This window comes from Enterobacter cloacae complex sp. IR5422, assembly GCF_049238165.1.
In the GTDB taxonomy this organism is placed as follows: Bacteria; Pseudomonadota; Gammaproteobacteria; order Enterobacterales; family Enterobacteriaceae; genus Enterobacter; species Enterobacter roggenkampii.
This window is the reverse complement of record NZ_JBMKHT010000031.1, coordinates 19474-35725: the sequence shown is the minus strand read 5'-3', so window position 1 is coordinate 35725 and position 16252 is coordinate 19474. Positions and strand designations below refer to the sequence as shown.

General features: G+C 53.9%; 18 protein-coding genes. 8 read left to right on the top strand and 10 right to left on the bottom strand.

Annotated elements, in window-relative coordinates; translation table 11 throughout:
- The first annotated feature begins 10 nt into the window (after positions 1 to 10).
- Both ACOTXT_RS15320 and ACOTXT_RS15315 read left to right on the top strand, forming a co-directional pair.
- Positions 11 to 991 (top strand): carbohydrate kinase, encoded by a 981-nt coding sequence (locus ACOTXT_RS15320; RefSeq protein WP_421625339.1) that lies wholly within the window; start codon positions 11 to 13, stop codon positions 989 to 991.
- Positions 991 to 1389 carry a tail fiber assembly protein gene (locus tag ACOTXT_RS15315; protein WP_421625338.1) on the top strand — a complete coding sequence of 133 codons (399 nt, stop codon included), beginning with the start codon at positions 991 to 993 and terminating at the stop codon, positions 1387 to 1389. Before ACOTXT_RS15320 ends, ACOTXT_RS15315 begins: the two co-directional genes overlap by 1 nt.
- A gap of 164 nt (positions 1390 to 1553) precedes the next feature.
- On the opposite strand, the gene ACOTXT_RS15310 is transcribed toward ACOTXT_RS15315, so the two are convergent.
- Positions 1554 to 1667, bottom strand: a complete 114-nt coding sequence (locus ACOTXT_RS15310) for a helix-turn-helix transcriptional regulator (RefSeq protein ID WP_084832436.1) — start codon at positions 1665 to 1667, stop codon at positions 1554 to 1556.
- A 96-nt stretch (positions 1668 to 1763) separates the two neighbouring features.
- On the bottom strand, positions 1764 to 1976 hold the full coding sequence (locus ACOTXT_RS15305) for a DinI family protein (protein ID WP_063929905.1): 213 nt from the start codon (positions 1974 to 1976) through the stop codon (positions 1764 to 1766).
- A gap of 99 nt (positions 1977 to 2075) precedes the next feature.
- Between ACOTXT_RS15305 and ACOTXT_RS15300 the strand changes: the two genes are divergently transcribed.
- Complete coding sequence (locus ACOTXT_RS15300; RefSeq protein WP_063929904.1) at positions 2076 to 2315, top strand: hypothetical protein; 240 nt, start codon at positions 2076 to 2078, stop codon at positions 2313 to 2315.
- Positions 2315 to 2635, top strand: coding sequence for a hypothetical protein (locus tag ACOTXT_RS15295; RefSeq protein WP_063929903.1), 321 nt, complete (start codon positions 2315 to 2317; stop codon positions 2633 to 2635). The genes ACOTXT_RS15300 and ACOTXT_RS15295 overlap by 1 nt, the downstream gene beginning before the upstream one ends.
- A 127-nt stretch (positions 2636 to 2762) precedes the next feature.
- On the opposite strand, the gene ACOTXT_RS15290 is transcribed toward ACOTXT_RS15295, so the two are convergent.
- Entirely contained in the window at positions 2763 to 4046 is a 1284-nt protein-coding gene (locus ACOTXT_RS15290; RefSeq protein WP_045336165.1) for a YeaH/YhbH family protein, read from the bottom strand.
- Positions 4047 to 4120: 74 nt separating this feature from the next.
- Positions 4121 to 6055 (bottom strand): protein kinase YeaG, encoded by a 1935-nt coding sequence (gene yeaG, locus ACOTXT_RS15285; RefSeq protein WP_008500713.1) that lies wholly within the window; start codon positions 6053 to 6055, stop codon positions 4121 to 4123.
- A 431-nt stretch (positions 6056 to 6486) separates the two neighbouring features.
- On the opposite strand from yeaG, the gene ACOTXT_RS15280 reads away from it, so the two are divergent.
- On the top strand, positions 6487 to 7233 hold the full coding sequence (locus ACOTXT_RS15280) for a MipA/OmpV family protein (RefSeq protein ID WP_021241048.1): 747 nt from the start codon (positions 6487 to 6489) through the stop codon (positions 7231 to 7233).
- Positions 7234 to 7311: 78 nt separating this feature from the next.
- Here ACOTXT_RS15280 and ACOTXT_RS15275 read toward each other — a convergent pair whose 3' ends face one another.
- A complete protein-coding gene (locus ACOTXT_RS15275; protein ID WP_021241049.1) occupies positions 7312 to 8196 on the bottom strand; it encodes a D-hexose-6-phosphate mutarotase in 885 nt (294 codons plus the stop codon).
- Between the two features lie 72 nt (positions 8197 to 8268).
- A complete protein-coding gene (gene gapA, locus ACOTXT_RS15270) occupies positions 8269 to 9264 on the bottom strand; it encodes a glyceraldehyde-3-phosphate dehydrogenase (protein ID WP_006809136.1) in 996 nt (331 codons plus the stop codon).
- A 341-nt stretch (positions 9265 to 9605) separates the two neighbouring features.
- On the opposite strand from gapA, the gene msrB reads away from it, so the two are divergent.
- Positions 9606 to 10019, top strand: coding sequence for a peptide-methionine (R)-S-oxide reductase MsrB (gene msrB / locus ACOTXT_RS15265; protein WP_008500710.1), 414 nt, complete (start codon positions 9606 to 9608; stop codon positions 10017 to 10019).
- 41 nt (positions 10020 to 10060) lie between these two features.
- A complete protein-coding gene (locus ACOTXT_RS15260; protein WP_196095980.1) occupies positions 10061 to 10333 on the top strand; it encodes a YeaC family protein in 273 nt (90 codons plus the stop codon).
- Between the two features lie 50 nt (positions 10334 to 10383).
- On the opposite strand, the gene ACOTXT_RS15255 is transcribed toward ACOTXT_RS15260, so the two are convergent.
- The 4 genes from ACOTXT_RS15255 to sppA all read right to left on the bottom strand — a co-directional run bounded on the left by ACOTXT_RS15255 (position 10384) and on the right by sppA (position 15447).
- The gene (locus tag ACOTXT_RS15255) at positions 10384 to 11637 is read right to left on the bottom strand and encodes a glycoside hydrolase family 18 protein (protein ID WP_023343914.1); all 1254 of its coding nucleotides are present in this window, start codon (positions 11635 to 11637) and stop codon (positions 10384 to 10386) included.
- A gap of 222 nt (positions 11638 to 11859) precedes the next feature.
- The gene (gene pncA / locus ACOTXT_RS15250) at positions 11860 to 12501 is read right to left on the bottom strand and encodes a bifunctional nicotinamidase/pyrazinamidase (protein ID WP_021241052.1); all 642 of its coding nucleotides are present in this window, start codon (positions 12499 to 12501) and stop codon (positions 11860 to 11862) included.
- 9 nt (positions 12502 to 12510) lie between these two features.
- Entirely contained in the window at positions 12511 to 13527 is a 1017-nt protein-coding gene (ansA, locus tag ACOTXT_RS15245; protein ID WP_008500705.1) for an asparaginase, read from the bottom strand.
- 63 nt (positions 13528 to 13590) lie between these two features.
- Positions 13591 to 15447 carry a signal peptide peptidase SppA gene (gene sppA, locus ACOTXT_RS15240; RefSeq protein ID WP_069598137.1) on the bottom strand — a complete coding sequence of 619 codons (1857 nt, stop codon included), beginning with the start codon at positions 15445 to 15447 and terminating at the stop codon, positions 13591 to 13593.
- Positions 15448 to 15614: 167 nt separating this feature from the next.
- Between sppA and ACOTXT_RS15235 the strand changes: the two genes are divergently transcribed.
- The gene (locus ACOTXT_RS15235; RefSeq protein ID WP_045353688.1) at positions 15615 to 16166 is read left to right on the top strand and encodes an NAD(P)H nitroreductase; all 552 of its coding nucleotides are present in this window, start codon (positions 15615 to 15617) and stop codon (positions 16164 to 16166) included.
- Positions 16167 to 16252 lie beyond the last annotated feature (86 nt).

Below are 16252 nucleotides of genomic sequence, written 5' to 3'. Positions count from 1 at the left end.
CGGAGACACTATGCATCGTATTGATACATCTACTGCGCAGAAAGATAAATTCGGCGCGGGGAAGAATGGCTTTACCCGTGGGAATCCACAGACAGGAACCCCGGCAACAGAGCTTGATGACGATTACTTCGACATGCTGCAGGAGGAGCTTGCTGGCGTGGTGGAGGCAACTGGAACTGCACTGGATAAATCTAAACACAACCAGCTTCTGACTGCGCTTAAATCATTACTACTTAGTCGCGCACATCCATTTGCTGATATCAAAGGTGATGGCACTGCTGCAGTAGCTGAAGCTCTCGCAAACCTTGGTTTGGGGGATAGCGATGGATTTGTAGGTCGTCTGCTTGCACCGCCGATGCGATTGACGGCATCGGGGGTATACACCCCCTCGCCTGAAGCCAAATATGCTCTTGTTGAATTGCAGGCTGCCGGAGGTAATGGCGGGAACGCCCCAGCGACGGGAAGCGGCGTTGTAGGTATTGGCGATGGAGGGTCAGCAGGTGGTTACGCCAAATTCCTTGTAAAGATTAGAGATATCACTAACTTCAATTACACCGTCGGGGTTCACGCATCGACATCAAATTCTGCCACTGTTGGGGGAAGCACGTCATTTTGCGGTGTTACTTGCGCAGGCGGAAAAGGCGGAACCCTTGCAGTGACTTTTTCTGGCTCATCGCCGGTGCAATCACGTGGCCTCATGGGCGGTAATGTCACAAATGCCGGAACAACGCCATTGACTTTAATCGAATCCATTCAGGGGGGGGCGAGCGGTAACGCCCTGTACACGACCCCAGGAAACTCAGTATCGGGCAATGGCGCATCCAGCAGGTTTGCACAGGGCCCCATTGGTATAGGTGGAACCAGTGGAAATGGCACTAATGCTAAAGATGGGGCGGGAGGTAGTGGCGCAAACAGTGCCCAATACCCTGGCGGAGGTTTTACGGGTGGATTAGGTGGTGATGGGCTTATTATTCTATGGGAGCTTGCATAATGATAAAGCGGTATGCACTGGTAAAAGATAGTGTTGTTGAAAATCTGGTTTCCTGGAATAGTGAAGGGGAACTCTTCTCTGAATTTGTAACCGTAGAGCTGAATGATGATTCCGTTGCAAGCGTTGGCTGGTCATACGACGGAAAAGAATTTATGCCACTGCCTGAACCAGAAAAAACACACGAGGAACTGATCGCAGAAGCTGATGCGGAAAAACAGTCCCGACTTGATTATGCCTCCAGTAAGATCGTCATATGGCAAACGAAGTTGCTCATAGGCCGGAAGTTGACCTCGGACGAAACGGCATCACTTAATGCCTGGATGGACTATATTGATGCAGTCACTGTGATAGATACAGAAACTGCGCCAGATATCACCTGGCCTGAAAAACCTGCATAAGGGTAAAATGCCGCCGCCCGTCGTATGCAAGAACGGGCGGCTGGTAGCCCAGTGTTCATGCCCGAGCAAACGTCGGGAATATTACCCGAACAAGATTTACAGGCCAACCTGGCGAACGGTCGGGAACTCAGAAACCGGCAATATAGCATACTCATGCAGAATCGTTATTCCCCCCTAGATGCTCGAATTTTTTCATCGATCCACGTTTCCACCTCCGCAGATACCCATCTTACTGATCGACCTATTTTTATTGATTGCGGAAATTCACCCGCGTTCAAGTACCATCAACAACAAAAATGACAACAAAATATTCCTAAAAATATTCCATCGTCATTAACATATTGAATTTAAAAATTATTTAGCCAGTTATCTGACTATTCAAACATCTCCTCCAGCATGCGGTTTAGCTTTTCCCGATCGCTTTTGCTGGCATCACTATTCAAGCCGTTCGCCTGCATCGGCTTTACCTTCACTTCGGCATCAGGAAAAATTTTGTGCACCCGCTTTGTTAGTTCAGCCAGGATGATCTCTCCGGCCCCCTGGAGCCCCTCAACATTTCGCTTGTCATAAACCAGTTCAACAAACATACCGATCCTCTTAAAAGTGAAAATTGCCTGTGCTTGATCTGTTTTTATAAAAATACTACTGTATATGTATACAGTCAATGAGCGAGTGAGGGTGCGTTTATGCCTCGTCAACCGGATATTCGTGCTGCTTTTATTGCGGCCATACAGCAAAACCCGAAGGGCTATCTCTGCCTGCATACAGACAAATTCATCGCTGAACTGCAGGAAAGGAACTGGCATTTCAGCCAGGCGGATGCAAATTCATGGATCGAGCGATACCAGCCGGACTTCGCCGATAAGACGACAAAAGGAAGCGAGAACCGGTACTGGATCCTGCGTAACATGGGGAGGGTTTTCTAATGGGCTTTCCTTCACCAGCAATGGATTACCAGGAACAACGGTTAACCATCGATCTGTTATGCGGAATTGATGGAAACTGCAGGGTAATAGAAACGTCATGCGGTTGGGCTGTCATTAACGTTGCCATGAGGTCAGAGCAGGGAGATACGCTACTGGTAAGAATGGATAACAGGAACGAGTTTGCAAAGCTATACGGAGCGGCATTGATAACCGAAGATGGTGAAGTGATAGAAGGTGACGCGCTGGATGATGTAACTGTATATGGCGTACTGACTCACACCCTTAACATTATAGGGGAGGACAAGTTACCCACTATATAACCGGATAACCACTAAACTGCCTTCCCCAAAATAAAAACTAAGGCAATGAAAATTATGGAGAATTTTAAACATGAAAACTATAGTTAATCAGCCAGTAAAACAAAGCTAACTGGCTGATTAACAAGGGTTAGTTTGAGGTTGTTGAGCTTTGCTTGTGGAACAGCTCCCTGAACACCGGATAAATGTCATCCTGGTCACGGATATGCTGCATGGCAAAATTATCGAACATCGACTGCAGATGCTCATACTCCCGCCACAGGGTCTGGTGCGCACGACGGGTGATTTCGATATAGCTGTAGTAACGCACGACCGGCAGAATTTTCTTCGCCAGAATCTCGTGACACAGCGGCGAGTCGTCGGCCCAGTTATCGCCATCCGACGCCTGCGCGGCATAAATGTTCCACTGTGCCGGGTCGTAGCGCTCTTTGACCACTTCATCCATCAGCTTCAGCGCGCTCGAGACGATGGTGCCCCCGGTTTCCTGCGAGTAGAAGAACTCATGTTCATCCACTTCTTTTGCCTGGGTATGGTGACGGATATAGACCACCTCGACGTTCTTATAGGTTCTGCTCAGGAACAGATAGAGCAGGATATAAAAACGCTTCGCCATATCCTTCGTGGCCTGGTCCATCGAGCCGGACACGTCCATCAGACAGAACATCACCGCCTGGCTGGAGGGCTCAGGGCGTTTCTCGTAGTTCTTGTAGCGCAGGTCGAAGGTGTCGATAAACGGGACCCGTTCGATCTTCGCCCTCAGCTCTGCAATCTCTTTACGCAGGCGCTCCTCTTCCAGCAGTTGCGCCGGTTCCGTATTTTCCACCACCTTCAGGCTGCTCTCCAGCTCGCGCAGTTCGCGACGTTTGCCTGCCGTCATGGCCGTGCGTCGCGCCAGCGAGTTCTGCAACGAACGCACGACGCTGATGTTGGCGGGCACGCCGTTGGCGGTATAGCCCGCGCGGTGGGTTTTATATTCATTAAGCTGACGATGCTGATTCTTTTTCAGATTCGGCAGCGCCAGGTCTTCGAACAGCAGGTCGAGATATTCATCTTTTGAGATCTGGAAGACAAATTCGTCCTGACCTTCACCGTCCTGGCTGGCCTGTCCCTGACCGCTTCCTGAACCACCGCCGCCGCCCTGAGGGCGCTCAATTCTGTCGTTCTGAACGAAGTGGTCATTACCTGGGTGTACGCGATGGCGCAGGCCGCCTCGCCCCTGATGAAACATCGGTTCGCTGATGTCATCGGTGGGGATGGAGACAGACTCGCCGCTGTCGACGTCGGTCACCGAGCGTTTGTTGATGGCCTCGGAGATAGACTGTTTAATTTGCGCTTTATAACGACGCAAGAAGCGCTGGCGGTTCACCGTGCTCTTGTTTTTGCCGTTAAGACGCCGGTCAATAAACCAGGTCATATACCCCCCGTACTGCATTTGCCAACTTGCATTTTGTAGGCCCGGCAGGCGCTAAGCGCCGCCGGGCACTTGTTTTAAGACGATTTACGCACGCGCAGGTACCATTCGCAGAGCAGGCGGACCTGTTTGCGGGTGTAGCCTTTTTCCATCATACGGTCGACAAAATCGTCGTGTTTTTTCTGTTCATCGGTTGAGGTTTTGGCGTTAAACGAGATCACCGGCAGCAGCTCTTCGGTATTGGAGAACATTTTCTTCTCAATGACCGTGCGCAGCTTCTCGTAGCTGGTCCAGTTCGGATTGCGCCCGTTGTTATGCGCTCTGGCGCGCAGGACGAAGTTCACAATCTCGTTACGGAAGTCTTTCGGGTTGCTGATCCCGGCAGGCTTCTCGATTTTTTCCAGCTCCGCGTTCAGGGATTCACGGTCAAACAGCTGGCCGGTATCCGGGTCGCGGTACTCCTGATCCTGGATCCAGAAGTCAGCGTAGGTGACATAACGGTCAAAAATGTTCTGCCCGTATTCTGAATAGGATTCCAGGTAGGCCGTCTGGATCTCTTTGCCAATGAACTCGGCGTATTTCGGGATCAGGTAACCTTTCAGGAACTCAAGGTAGCGTTCAGCCTGCTCCTGCGGGAACTGCTCGCGCTCGATTTGCTGCTCCAGCACGTAGAACAGATGCACCGGGTTGGCCGCCACTTCCGCATGGTCGAAGTTAAAGACGCGGGAGAGGATCTTAAACGCGAAGCGCGTGGACAGACCGTTCATCCCTTCATCAACCCCGGCGTAGTCGCGATACTCCTGATACGACTTCGCTTTCGGATCGGTATCCTTCAGGCTCTCACCGTCATAGACGCGCATTTTCGAGTAGATGCTGGAGTTTTCCGGCTCTTTCAGGCGCGACAGGATGGAGAAGCGAGACAGCGTTTCCAGCGTGCCCGGCGCGCACGGCGCATGCACCAGCTCACTGTGGTTAAGCAGTTTCTCGTAAATTTTGATCTCTTCGGAGATCCGCAGGCAGTAAGGCACCTTAACGATGTACACGCGGTCAAGGAAAGCCTCATTGTTTTTGTTGTTACGGAAGGTCACCCATTCAGATTCGTTCGAGTGGGCAAGAATGATCCCGTTAAACGGCAGGGCGGAGATACCTTCCGTCCCGTTGTAGTTTCCTTCCTGAGTGGCCGTCAGCAGCGGATGCAGCACCTTGATGGGCGCTTTAAACATCTCGACGAACTCCATAATCCCCTGGTTAGCCCGGCACAGCGCGCCGGAGTAACCGTAGGCATCCGGGTCGTTTTGTGCGAAGTTTTCCAGCTTGCGGATGTCGACCTTACCGACCAGCGCCGAAATATCCTGGTTGTTCTCATCACCGGGTTCCGTTTTAGCGATGGCGATCTGTTCCAGGATCGACGGCCAGACTTTCACCACGCGGAATTTGGTGATGTCGCCACCAAACTCGTGCAGGCGTTTTGCCGCCCACGGCGACATGATGGTGCCGAGGTAGCGACGCGGGATGCCGTACTCTTTATCCAGAATCTGCGCATCTTCCTGCGGATTGAACAAGCACAGCGGGTGGTCATTCACCGGGCTGCGCTCGCCGTTGGCGCTCAGGACATAGATAGGCACGCGCTGCATCAGCGACTTCAGGCGTTCCGCCAGCGAGGATTTACCGCCGCCCACGGGGCCGAGTAAATAGAGGATCTGTTTCTTCTCTTCCAGACCCTGAGCGGCATGCTTCAGGTAGGAGACTATCTGCTCTATGGCATCTTCCATGCCATAGAACTCTTCAAACGCCGGGTATCGGGCGACCACCCGATTCGAAAAGAGACGGGAAAGCCGGGGTTCCAGGGCAGTGTCAACCATGTTTGGCTCACCAATAGCCATCAATAGCCGTTCTGCCGCATTGGCATAGGCACTGCGATCTTGCCGACAGATGGTAAGAAACTCCTGCAGTGTGAACTCTTCGTCCTTGGCAGCTTCATAGCGCTGGCGATAGTGATCGAATATATTCATGGCATGCCGTCCTTTCGTTTTTTAGCACAGGATAAGAGCCGTTCGTATGAGTAGTGGAGGCTCCCGGAAGAGAATCTCTCGCACCTCACTGCCAGAGCAGCAACCTGTGTGCCAGGTCAGACGCTAAGAACCGCAGGGTGTTCAGGAAAACTCTTCTTAAATTAAAGCGTAGATGGCATTTGCAAAACTTGCATGCCCATAAAATCTACTTTCAATGACATATCAATAACTCATCCAAAAATTTCCACTCTGGTAATAAGGCAAAAGCACATTTTTCATTCAGCGGTCATGTAAATGAAAGCCGGTTGTCATCTGATAAGTTAAAAATAATGGGTTAATCAGACTGATTAGCAGGCAAAAAATTTTGGGATGTACGGGAATGGCGGTTACACTTCACCCGCTGATTATTTGACTACAGGAAAGAATGGATTGTGACCAAACTCAAACTTCTGGCATTAGGCATCCTTGCCGCGACCGCAGTAAGCACCGCACAGGCGGAAAGTCAGTGGACGGTTGGCGCGGGTGTTGGCGTCATTAACAGCCCGTACAAACAGTATGACCGTGATGTTTATCCTGTGCCGGTTATCACCTATGAAGGCGATAACGTCTGGTTCCGTGGGCTCGGCGGCGGCTACTATCTGTGGAACGATACGGCCGATAAGCTCTCCATCATGGCGTACTACGATCCTACGCACTTCAAGCCGGGTGACAGCGACAGCCACGCGCTTCGCCAGCTCGACAAGCGTAAAAGCTCGATGATGGCCGGCCTCTCTTATGTGCATAACACCCAGTATGGCTTCCTGCGTACGGCCCTGGCAGGCGATACGCTGGATAACAGCAACGGCTTTATCTGGGATCTGGCGTGGCTGTACCGTTACACCAACGGTGGTCTGACCCTGACGCCGGGTATCGGTGTGCAGTACAACAGCGAGAACTACAATGACTACTATTATGGCGTCTCTAAAAACGAGTCCCGTCGTAGCGGTCTGAAGAGCTACAGCGCAGATGACGGCTGGGATCCGTACCTGGAGCTGACCGCGAGCTATAACTTCCTTGGCGACTGGAGCGTGTACGGTACTGGCCGTTATGAGCGTCTGAGCGATGAAGTGAAAGACAGCCCGATGGTCGATAAGTCCTGGGCAGGCATCTTCTCTGTCGGTGTGACCTACAAGTTCTGATTGCGCACTTATATTGTGCAATTGGTGCATCAAAACGGGGCGCTTGCGCCCCGTTTGCTTTAGTGTGGTGCAGCGAGATTATCGCTTAATAATGCGGATCGTCTGACCTAAACGAGATGGCTTTTCTTCACTCGCTTTCTGCGGGGTAGTCACGCAGGCCGTTTCCACGCAGACAAACGTTTTATAACCGTCGTCAGGCACGTCGGCCATGCTGACAGACAGTGCAGGGCCCGGGTTCCAGCCCACCACGTTGCTGTGATGGTGATGTACTACCTCAATGCCGCGGTTCAGGGCACCGTCGTGGATCATGCTGCATGCTTCCGGATGCAGATAGACGCGGTCGGTACGGTCAGGAAACGCCTGAACGCCGTCGCTGAGTTTGCCTTCTTTCGCGTTGTCGACTTTATCGATAAAGGTATCGCCCAGACCGCTCACCTTCACAGCGCTGATGTCACCCACGTTGAAATAGGTGTGCAGGGCGGAGGTGGTTTCGAACTCGCCGTGGGCTTCCAGTTCGATTTCACAGGTTTTACCCAGCTTAAAGCGGGCGTACAGGGTGAAATCGTGCGGCCACAGAGCGCGGGTTTCGTCATTTGCCTGCAGCTCAAAGGTCAGCACGGCGCCGCTGTCGTCTTCGTTATGCGCTTTCAGGGTCCACTGCTGGTTACGGGCAAAACCGTGAGAAGGTAAACCCGGCTGTGCGGACGGGCCGAACCACGGCCAGCAGATCGGTACGCCACCACGGATTGCAGCCCCTTTTTTGAAGGAGGTCGCATCACTGAGCCACAATCCCTCAACTTCACCTTCCGGCTTCCAGGAGAGCAGGTGGGCGCCGTTCAGCGCCACGGAGGCCTTAACGCGCGGATGGTCAACGACGATAACGTCAGCACCGTCAATCTGGCGGCGGGAGAGCACAGGGGTAAGTTGTTCGACTACCGGAAGTGCAAAAATTTTATTAATCATTAAGCAATCCTCTGTCTTATAAATAAAAAAGGCGACCGAAGTCGCCTTTTTGGATCAAACACTCATCTCAACTTATTTGGAGATGTGAGCGATCAGGTCCAGTACTTTGTTAGAGTAGCCGGTTTCGTTGTCGTACCAGGATACCAGTTTAACGAAGTTGTCGTTCAGTGCGATACCTGCTTTAGCATCGAACACAGAAGTGCACACTTCGCCGTTGAAATCGGTAGATACAACGTCGTCTTCGGTGTAACCCAGAACGCCTTTCATTGGGCCTTCGGAAGCAGCTTTGATTGCTTTCTTAATTTCTTCATAAGAAGCAGCTTTTTCCAGACGAACGGTCAGGTCAACAACGGATACGTTAGGAGTTGGAACGCGGAACGCCATACCAGTCAGTTTGCCATTCAGTTCTGGCAGTACTTTACCTACAGCTTTAGCCGCACCGGTAGAGGATGGGATGATGTTCTGAGCCGCGCCACGGCCGCCGCGCCAGTCTTTGTGAGACGGGCCATCAACGGTTTTCTGAGTAGCGGTGGTTGCGTGAACGGTGGTCATCAGACCTTCGATGATGCCGAAGTTGTCGTTGATAACTTTAGCCAGCGGTGCCAGGCAGTTGGTGGTGCAGGATGCGTTGGAAACGATGTCCTGGCCAGCGTAAGTTTCGAAGTTTGCACCACGAACGAACATTGGGGTGTTGTCTTTGGAAGGACCCGTCAGAACAACTTTCTTCGCACCCGCAGTGATGTGTTTACGTGCAGTTTCGTCGGTCAGGAAGATACCGGTTGCTTCAGCAACAACGTCAACACCAATTTCGTTCCATTTCAGGTTAGCTGGGTCTTTCTCAGCAGTAACGCGGATGGTTTTGCCATTTACAACCAGGTGGCCGTCTTTCACTTCAACGGTGCCGTCGAAACGACCGTGAGTTGAGTCGTACTTCAGCATGTACGCCATGTATTCAGCGTCCAGGAGATCGTTGATACCAACGATTTCGATGTCAGAACGTTTCTGAGCAGCACGGAAAACAATACGGCCGATACGGCCAAAACCGTTGATACCTACTTTGATAGTCATATATTCCACCAGCTATTTGTTAGTGAATAAAAGGTTGCCTGTAAAATTACAAAAACCTTACGCAGCGTCAAGCGGAATCGTGTCAATCATTGCGACAAATCAATCCTGTGACTAACGTTTGTGCGACTGACTCGCCTCACTTTCCCTTTGAGCTTGCAACCACATGGGGGCTGCGCCCGGAATTTTAAAGTCCTCGCAGGATAAAAATGTGAATATGATCACAATTGCCTGACCGCCTTTTCGCGACACATAAGTTTAGATCAAAAGTGCACGCAAGGGTGTTAATGTTTTGTTAGAATGCGGGGTAAAAGATGTCTGTTTCTACAGCGAGATGTAAGCATATGTCGAACCAACGTAACCCCGACGATTTGAAAAAAAACCTCACAGAAATGCAGTTTTACGTGACGCAAAACCACGGGACGGAACCGCCGTTCACCGGGCGTTTACTGCACAACAAGCGAGACGGCGTCTACCACTGCCTGGTCTGTGATGCTCCGCTGTTCAATTCCCAAACGAAATTTGATTCGGGCTGCGGCTGGCCGAGCTTTTACGAGCCGGTGAGCGATGAGGCTATCCGCTATCTGACCGACTCGTCCCACGGTATGGTACGCACCGAAATTCGCTGCGGCAACTGCGATGCGCACCTTGGACACGTCTTCCCGGATGGCCCTCAGCCAACGGGCGAGCGTTTCTGCGTGAATTCAGCCTCAATGAGCTTCACTGACGACGAAAACGGCGACCAGATCAAGGGTTGAAAAAACGATTCAGCAAATTATTCCTTTAAAAGGGCGGGATTGTGAATATTGAAGACATGATTAGCGGTATGACGCCGGAGATTTATCAGCGTCTGGTCACCGCCGTAGAGCTGGGAAAATGGCCCGATGGCGTCGCGCTGACCCCGGAGCAAAAAGAGAACAGCCTGCAGCTGGTGATGCTGTGGCAGGCGCGCAACAACACCGACGCGCAGCACATGACGATCGACACCCATGGTCAAATGGTGATGAAGAGCAAGCGTGAGCTGAAAGAGGACTTTGGTATCATCCCGAAGCCGATTGCGACTTTCAAATAATGCTCTCATGTAGGCCGGGTAAGCGCTAGCGCCACCCGGCACGCTACACTTTAGTGCGGGATCCCGAGCGACGCCGCCAGCTGCTTCGCTAACTGGTTTTCGTCATCCGCGCCGTACTCCCAGAACATCGCCCCGGCGAGACCTTTCTCTTTGATGTAGTCCGCTTTGATCGCCACGGATCGCGGGTTCTCATACGAAATCGCAAACAGCGCGTTGCCATCGGCACCCTTCACCGAAAGCCACGGCACCTTTGCCTGGTCGTCCCAGTGTTCAGTAAAGCGTTTCTGCGGATCGTTCAGCAGCTTTTTGACGATATCGTTGTACTTCACGTAGGTATCTTTGGTCAGGTCATAGCCGAGCGACTTGAACAACCCGATCTCCTGCGGCCCGAAGTAGGGCTGAGTGGCCGGATTTTTTTGCGCATCGGGTTTCGTCCAGTCAATGCCCGGCTCCACGGCGCGTTTCGGTACGCGGCCATAGAAACCAATCCCGAGATTCATCTGCTGTGGCTTCAGCCCGGCGGCCAGATAGTTGTTCACCACAAAATCGACGCTGTATTTGTCCGCGGCGGCCACCGTCGGCCAGGCGCTGGAGTCGTACAGGTTGGCGTTGAAATACTGCGTGCCGTACGCCATGTCGTAGGTCATCAGGTTGATGTAGTCGAGCAGGGGCGCAATCGCTTTCACATCCACCCAGCTTTTCGGACTTTCCGCATTCGCGCCTACCGCAATGGTCACCAGCTTTTTATGCCCGAACGCGTCGCGCATCTCCTTCAGCAGGGCGGTAAAGTTATCCCTGTCGGCGGGCTGGCTAGCCACCAGGCCCCAGGCGCCGTTGACCGGATACTCCCAGTCGAGGTCGATCCCGTCCAGACCATATTTTTCAACAATCTCCTGCGCGGAGCGGATGAACACCGCGCGGCTCTCTTGGGTTGCCGCTGCGCCAGAGAAACCACGCGCGCCCCAGCCGCCGACGGAGAGCAGGACCTTAAGATTTGGGTTTTGCTTACGCAGCGTGGGGATTAAGGCCAGATCGGACGCCACTTTTGGCGATAGCCAGATTTGATGCAGCTTCGCCGGATCTTTCAGCGCGGCGTTGGTTTCGTCTTTTTCGTCGTTATAGACCAGACCAAACGAGTAGTTCAGGTGGGTGATCTGGCGAACGTCCAGCTTATTGATATCGCCACCCGGTCCGGCGGTGACGTCGCCACCCCCGTTAAAGTAGCCCACGGACATCAGGGAACTGGCGGAGGCAACTGACGCGCAAAGCAAGGGTAAGGCTGCCAGCAAGGGCAAACGTTTCATACAAGTTCCTCTTTGACTTAATAAAAATAACCACGCCACGGAAAAGGCGTGGCGAAAAAACAGCCTGAAGAGAATAGCATTGCCGCTTCGCTGAGGTTGCGAGGGAGTTCACTTTATGGGGATCGGAGGGGGAGTTTTGCCGGGTGGCGCTGACGCTTACCCGGCCTACAAAACCAAAGAAGTCGGCCGGGTAAGGCGCAGCCGCCACCCGGCTTAAAAGGCCTAAGCCTGGGTTTCCAGCCAGTCTTCGAGCGTATACAGCGTCGCGCCTTCCGCAGCCATATCCATAAACGCCTGAGCGCTGTCCTGCGGGTGAATGTTCACCCCGCGGCAGCCGTCGGTGATGACGCTGACGGTGTAGCCAAGCTGAAGCGCATCCAGCACGGTGAACTTCACGCAGTAGTCCGTTGCCAGCCCCAGTACAATCAGCTCGGTGATTTCATGGTGACGTAACCAGGCGTCCAGCGCCGTTTTCTGGCGATGCCCGTTATCAAAAAACGCGCTATAGCTGTCGATAGCCGGGTTTTCACCTTTATGGAACACCGCGTCGATGGCTTTCTGGTTCAGGAGCGGATGTAACTCCGCGCCTTCCGTTTGCTGTACGCAGTGATCCGGCCAGAAAGTTTGCGCCAGCCCGTCGAGTTCACCCTGGGTGAAGGGCTCAACATTGTGCTGGCTGGCAAAGCTGCCGTGATTTGCCGGGTGCCAGTCCTGGCTTGCGACAACTGCTTCACCACGGGCTTTGCACCAGTCAATCAGCGTGTTGGCCACGTCAACGGTGCTGTCACCTTCGGCGACGGCCAGCGCACCGCCCGCGCAGAAATCATTTTGCAAATCGACCAGGAGCAGGGCGCGTTGCTTCATGAGACCTCCTTATTCGTCAGGCGTCAGTTCGCCGCGCAGGTTTTGCATCATCGCGCTGCGAATGGACTGAATGTCCAGATCCTGACTCAGTAAATAGTGAAGTTTAGTCAGCGTTGCCTCAACGGTCATATCGAAACCACTGATCACGCCCGCATGCGCCAGCGCGTTGCCGGTGGCATAGCCGCCCATATTCACTTTACCGGACATACACTGGGTCAGGTTCACCACCACAATTCCGCGCTCGCTGGCTTCCTGAAGCTCTTTCAGAAACTCGCCGTTTTGCGGCGCATTGCCTACGCCGTAGGAGCGCAGGATCAGCGCTTTCACCGGCTGGCGCAGGAAGTTACGCACCACGTCCGCAGAGATACCCGGATAAATGGTCACCACGCCAATCGGTTGCGGGGTAATCGGATGCACAATCAGCTCGCCCGCGGTGTTCGGCGCAGGAGGGGTTCCCAGACGACGGATATGAATCCCGGCCTCCAGCAGCGGCTGCAGGTTGGGTGAGGCAAAGGCGTCAAAGCCGTCAGCGTGGGCTTTGGTGGTGCGGTTCCCGCGATACAGACGGTTGTTAAAGAACAACGACACTTCGTTAATCGGGTAATTCGCCGCCACGTACAGGGAGTTCAGCAGGTTGATCTGCCCGTCAGAGCGCAGCTCCGCCAGCGGAATTTGCGATCCGGTGACGATAACCGGCTTGCTCAGGTTCTCCAGCATGAAGGAGAGCGCCGAGGCGGTAAATGCCATGGTGTCGGTACCGTGCAGGATCACGAAACCGTCGTACTGGTCGTAATGGGCTTTAATATCATCCGCGATGTGCTGCCAGTCTTCCGGCGTCATGTCGGAGGAGTCCATCAGCGGCTCGTATTCGTGGATGGTGAAGTCAGGCATTTCCGGACGGTGGAATTCGGGCATCAGCGCAAGCTGACGCTGCAGGTGGCCGGAGACGGGGATATAGCCGTTTTCAGAGCGCTGCATACCGATGGTACCGCCAGTGTAGGCTACATAAATCGATTTCTTCTGCATGGTAGTGAGTTCTTGTTCTTCAAAAGAAAAAAATCCCCTCTTCGTAGGAAGAGGGGACGGTTTTTAACGGACGTTCGCGCAGGTCAGGCAAAACGCGTAACGACTCTGTGGATCGTTAAAGGCCGCAAGCTTATCGCTTTCTGCCTTCATCGCTTTTGCCGCCGTGGCGACCGGCGCAGGCAGATAAGCCTGCAGCGCCTCCGGCAGCATGGCGCGTACCGAGCCGGACATGCTGTCCATGACCATATCGAAGAACGACGGTTCGTCCTGGTAATACTCGATATGCCACTGCTTCAGCTTCGCCAGTTCGGCGGCTTTCTTCACCGCGTCATCGAAGTCGCCAAGGCTGTCCACCAGTCCGTTGCTCTTCGCATCCTGACCGGTCCAGACGTGGCCCTGCGCAATCTGGTCGATCTGCTCAGGCGTCTTTTTGCGCGAGTCGGCGACCAGGGTGATAAAGCGTTTATAGCCGTTCTCAATGCTGAGCTGCATCATCTCAGAGACTTCCGGCGGCAGGGATTTGGTCACCGCGACATCCGCGAGCGGAGAAGTCGCTACGCCGTCAGTATGCACGCCCAGAGAATCCAGGCTGTTTTCTACGGTGTTGATCACCCCGAAGATGCCAATCGAGCCGGTGAGCGTGCTTGGGTTCGCCACGATGTAGTTGGCTGGCGTTGAGATCCAGTACCCCCCGGAGGCGGCCATTCCGCCCATGGAGACGACGACAGGCTTACCGGCGGCGCGGGCCGCGGCCAGTTCAGCGCGGATCACTTCGGAGGCGCTGACGCTACCGCCAGGGCTGTTGACCCGCAGGACAATCGCCTTCACTTTCGGATCGAGGCGCGCATCGCGGATTTGTGACGCGGTGGTGTCGCCGCCCACGTTCCCCGGGGTCTCCTGGCCGTCCATGATCGCACCGTTAGCAAAGACCACCGCGACGCTGTCCCCGTTCTCATCCGGTTTCTTCGTCGAGTAATCATACATGCTGATGGCGCTGTAATTTTTGTCCTCTTTGCTCCAGCCAAACTGTTTGCTCAGGGATTTTTCAATCTCGGCGCTGGTGCCCAGGGCATCAACCAGTTTGTTATCGAGCGCGTATTTCGCGGTATCGCCGTCAACCTTACGCAGGCCTTCCAGCACGCCCTGCGCGCCAGGGAACACCTGCTCAGGCGTAATCTGACGGTTAGCGGCAACGGTGCCGAGATAGTTCTGCCACAGCTCGCCAATCCAGCGGCTGTCCGCTTCGCGGGCGGCAGGGGACATATCGTCGCGGATAAACGGCTCCACGGCGGATTTGTACGTGCCGACGCGGAAGACGTGGGTGGTGACCTTCAGCTTATCGAGCAGCGATTTATAGTACAGGCCGTTGGTGGCAAAGCCGTGCAGATCGACCGCACCCTGCGGGGAGAGCCAGATCTTATTGGCGAAGCTCGCCAGATAATATTGCCCCTGGCTGTAGCTGTCGCCCACGGCAATGACCGGCTTGCCGCTGTCGCGGAATTCGCGCAGCGCTTTACCGATGTACTGCATAGAGGGCTGGTCGCCGCCGGCAAAATCTTTCAGATCCAGCACGATGCCGGTGATGTTGCGGTCATCTTTCGCCTGACGGATGGCATCGACGATATCGAACAGGGAGTTTTCCTGCAGGCGGTCGGACGTGGCGCCAAACAGCTGACGGCCGATCACACCCAGACGGTTGCTGGCTGACGGTTTATCAACGATGACGCCGGTGATATCGAGTAACAGGGCCCCGCGAGTCGAATGCTGCGCCTGATTTGCGTTGCTGAGGTGCATCCAGATGCCCGCGCAAACCAGAACCAGCAGGATGAAGAAGATATTCATCACCAGGTTGCGGACGAAGTTGAGCAGTCGCCACGTCCATTTAAAGAAACCGGCAATAATTCGCCAAAGGGTTCGCATGTATTCTCCCTAACCAGAAAATGACTGTTTCCGTCGCCACTGGACGGTAATGTTGGGTTATCGTAATGACCCAACCGCCACTTGTCAGCAGGAATCGCCTGCCAGGCTGTAACAAAATCTGCCGTCGTGTTAATTTTGTGAGTAAATTTCAAGAAAGGAGTTAACCAATGGACGCACTCGAACTGCTTGTTAACCGCCGTAGCGCTTCCCGTCTGGCCGAACCTGCCCCGGCAGGCGAGCAGCTGGAGAACATTCTGCGTGCCGGCATGCGTGCCCCCGATCATGGCACGCTGCAGCCGTGGCACTTCTTTGTGATTGAAGGCGAAGGTCGCGATCGTTTCAGTAAACTGCTGGAGCAGGGGGCGGTGGCCGCAGGGCAGGATGAGAAAGGAATCGATAAGGCGCGTAATGCCCCGTTCCGCGCCCCGATGATCATCGCTGTCGTGGCAAAATGCCAGGCGGATCATAAAGTCCCGGTCTGGGAACAGGAAATGTCTGCGGGCTGTGCGGTGATGGCGATGCAGATGGCCGCCGTCGCGCAAGGCTTTAACGGTATCTGGCGCACCGGTGCGCTGACCGAAAGCCCGGCGGTCCGGGACGGTTTTGGCTGCGGTGAGCATGACAAAATTGTCGGTTTCCTCTATCTCGGTACTCCGCAGCTTAAAGCCTCCAGCACCATCAGCGTGCCGGACACCACGCCTTTCGTCAGCCGTTTCTGATAGCGCGCGCTAAACTGTCTGGATTCTGAGCATCTGCCGCAGAATTCAGACAGTCATACTTACCTCTTTATGGAATGAGCGCTACC

Coding starts and splice junctions, on each gene's coding strand:
- ACOTXT_RS15235 (WP_045353688.1), top strand. CDS start 15,615: ATGGACGCACTCGAACTGCTTGTTAACCGCCGTAGCGCTTCCCGTCTG.
- ACOTXT_RS15305 (WP_063929905.1), bottom strand. CDS start 1,976: ATGTTTGTTGAACTGGTTTATGACAAGCGAAATGTTGAGGGGCTCCAG.
- ACOTXT_RS15295 (WP_063929903.1), top strand. CDS start 2,315: ATGGGCTTTCCTTCACCAGCAATGGATTACCAGGAACAACGGTTAACC.
- ACOTXT_RS15320 (WP_421625339.1), top strand. CDS start 11: ATGCATCGTATTGATACATCTACTGCGCAGAAAGATAAATTCGGCGCG.
- ACOTXT_RS15300 (WP_063929904.1), top strand. CDS start 2,076: ATGCCTCGTCAACCGGATATTCGTGCTGCTTTTATTGCGGCCATACAG.
- ACOTXT_RS15275 (WP_021241049.1), bottom strand. CDS start 8,196: ATGATTAATAAAATTTTTGCACTTCCGGTAGTCGAACAACTTACCCCT.
- sppA (WP_069598137.1), bottom strand. CDS start 15,447: ATGCGAACCCTTTGGCGAATTATTGCCGGTTTCTTTAAATGGACGTGG.
- ACOTXT_RS15315 (WP_421625338.1), top strand. CDS start 991: ATGATAAAGCGGTATGCACTGGTAAAAGATAGTGTTGTTGAAAATCTG.
- msrB (WP_008500710.1), top strand. CDS start 9,606: ATGTCGAACCAACGTAACCCCGACGATTTGAAAAAAAACCTCACAGAA.
- yeaG (WP_008500713.1), bottom strand. CDS start 6,055: ATGAATATATTCGATCACTATCGCCAGCGCTATGAAGCTGCCAAGGAC.
- ACOTXT_RS15290 (WP_045336165.1), bottom strand. CDS start 4,046: ATGACCTGGTTTATTGACCGGCGTCTTAACGGCAAAAACAAGAGCACG.
- gapA (WP_006809136.1), bottom strand. CDS start 9,264: ATGACTATCAAAGTAGGTATCAACGGTTTTGGCCGTATCGGCCGTATT.
- pncA (WP_021241052.1), bottom strand. CDS start 12,501: ATGAAGCAACGCGCCCTGCTCCTGGTCGATTTGCAAAATGATTTCTGC.
- ACOTXT_RS15255 (WP_023343914.1), bottom strand. CDS start 11,637: ATGAAACGTTTGCCCTTGCTGGCAGCCTTACCCTTGCTTTGCGCGTCA.
- ansA (WP_008500705.1), bottom strand. CDS start 13,527: ATGCAGAAGAAATCGATTTATGTAGCCTACACTGGCGGTACCATCGGT.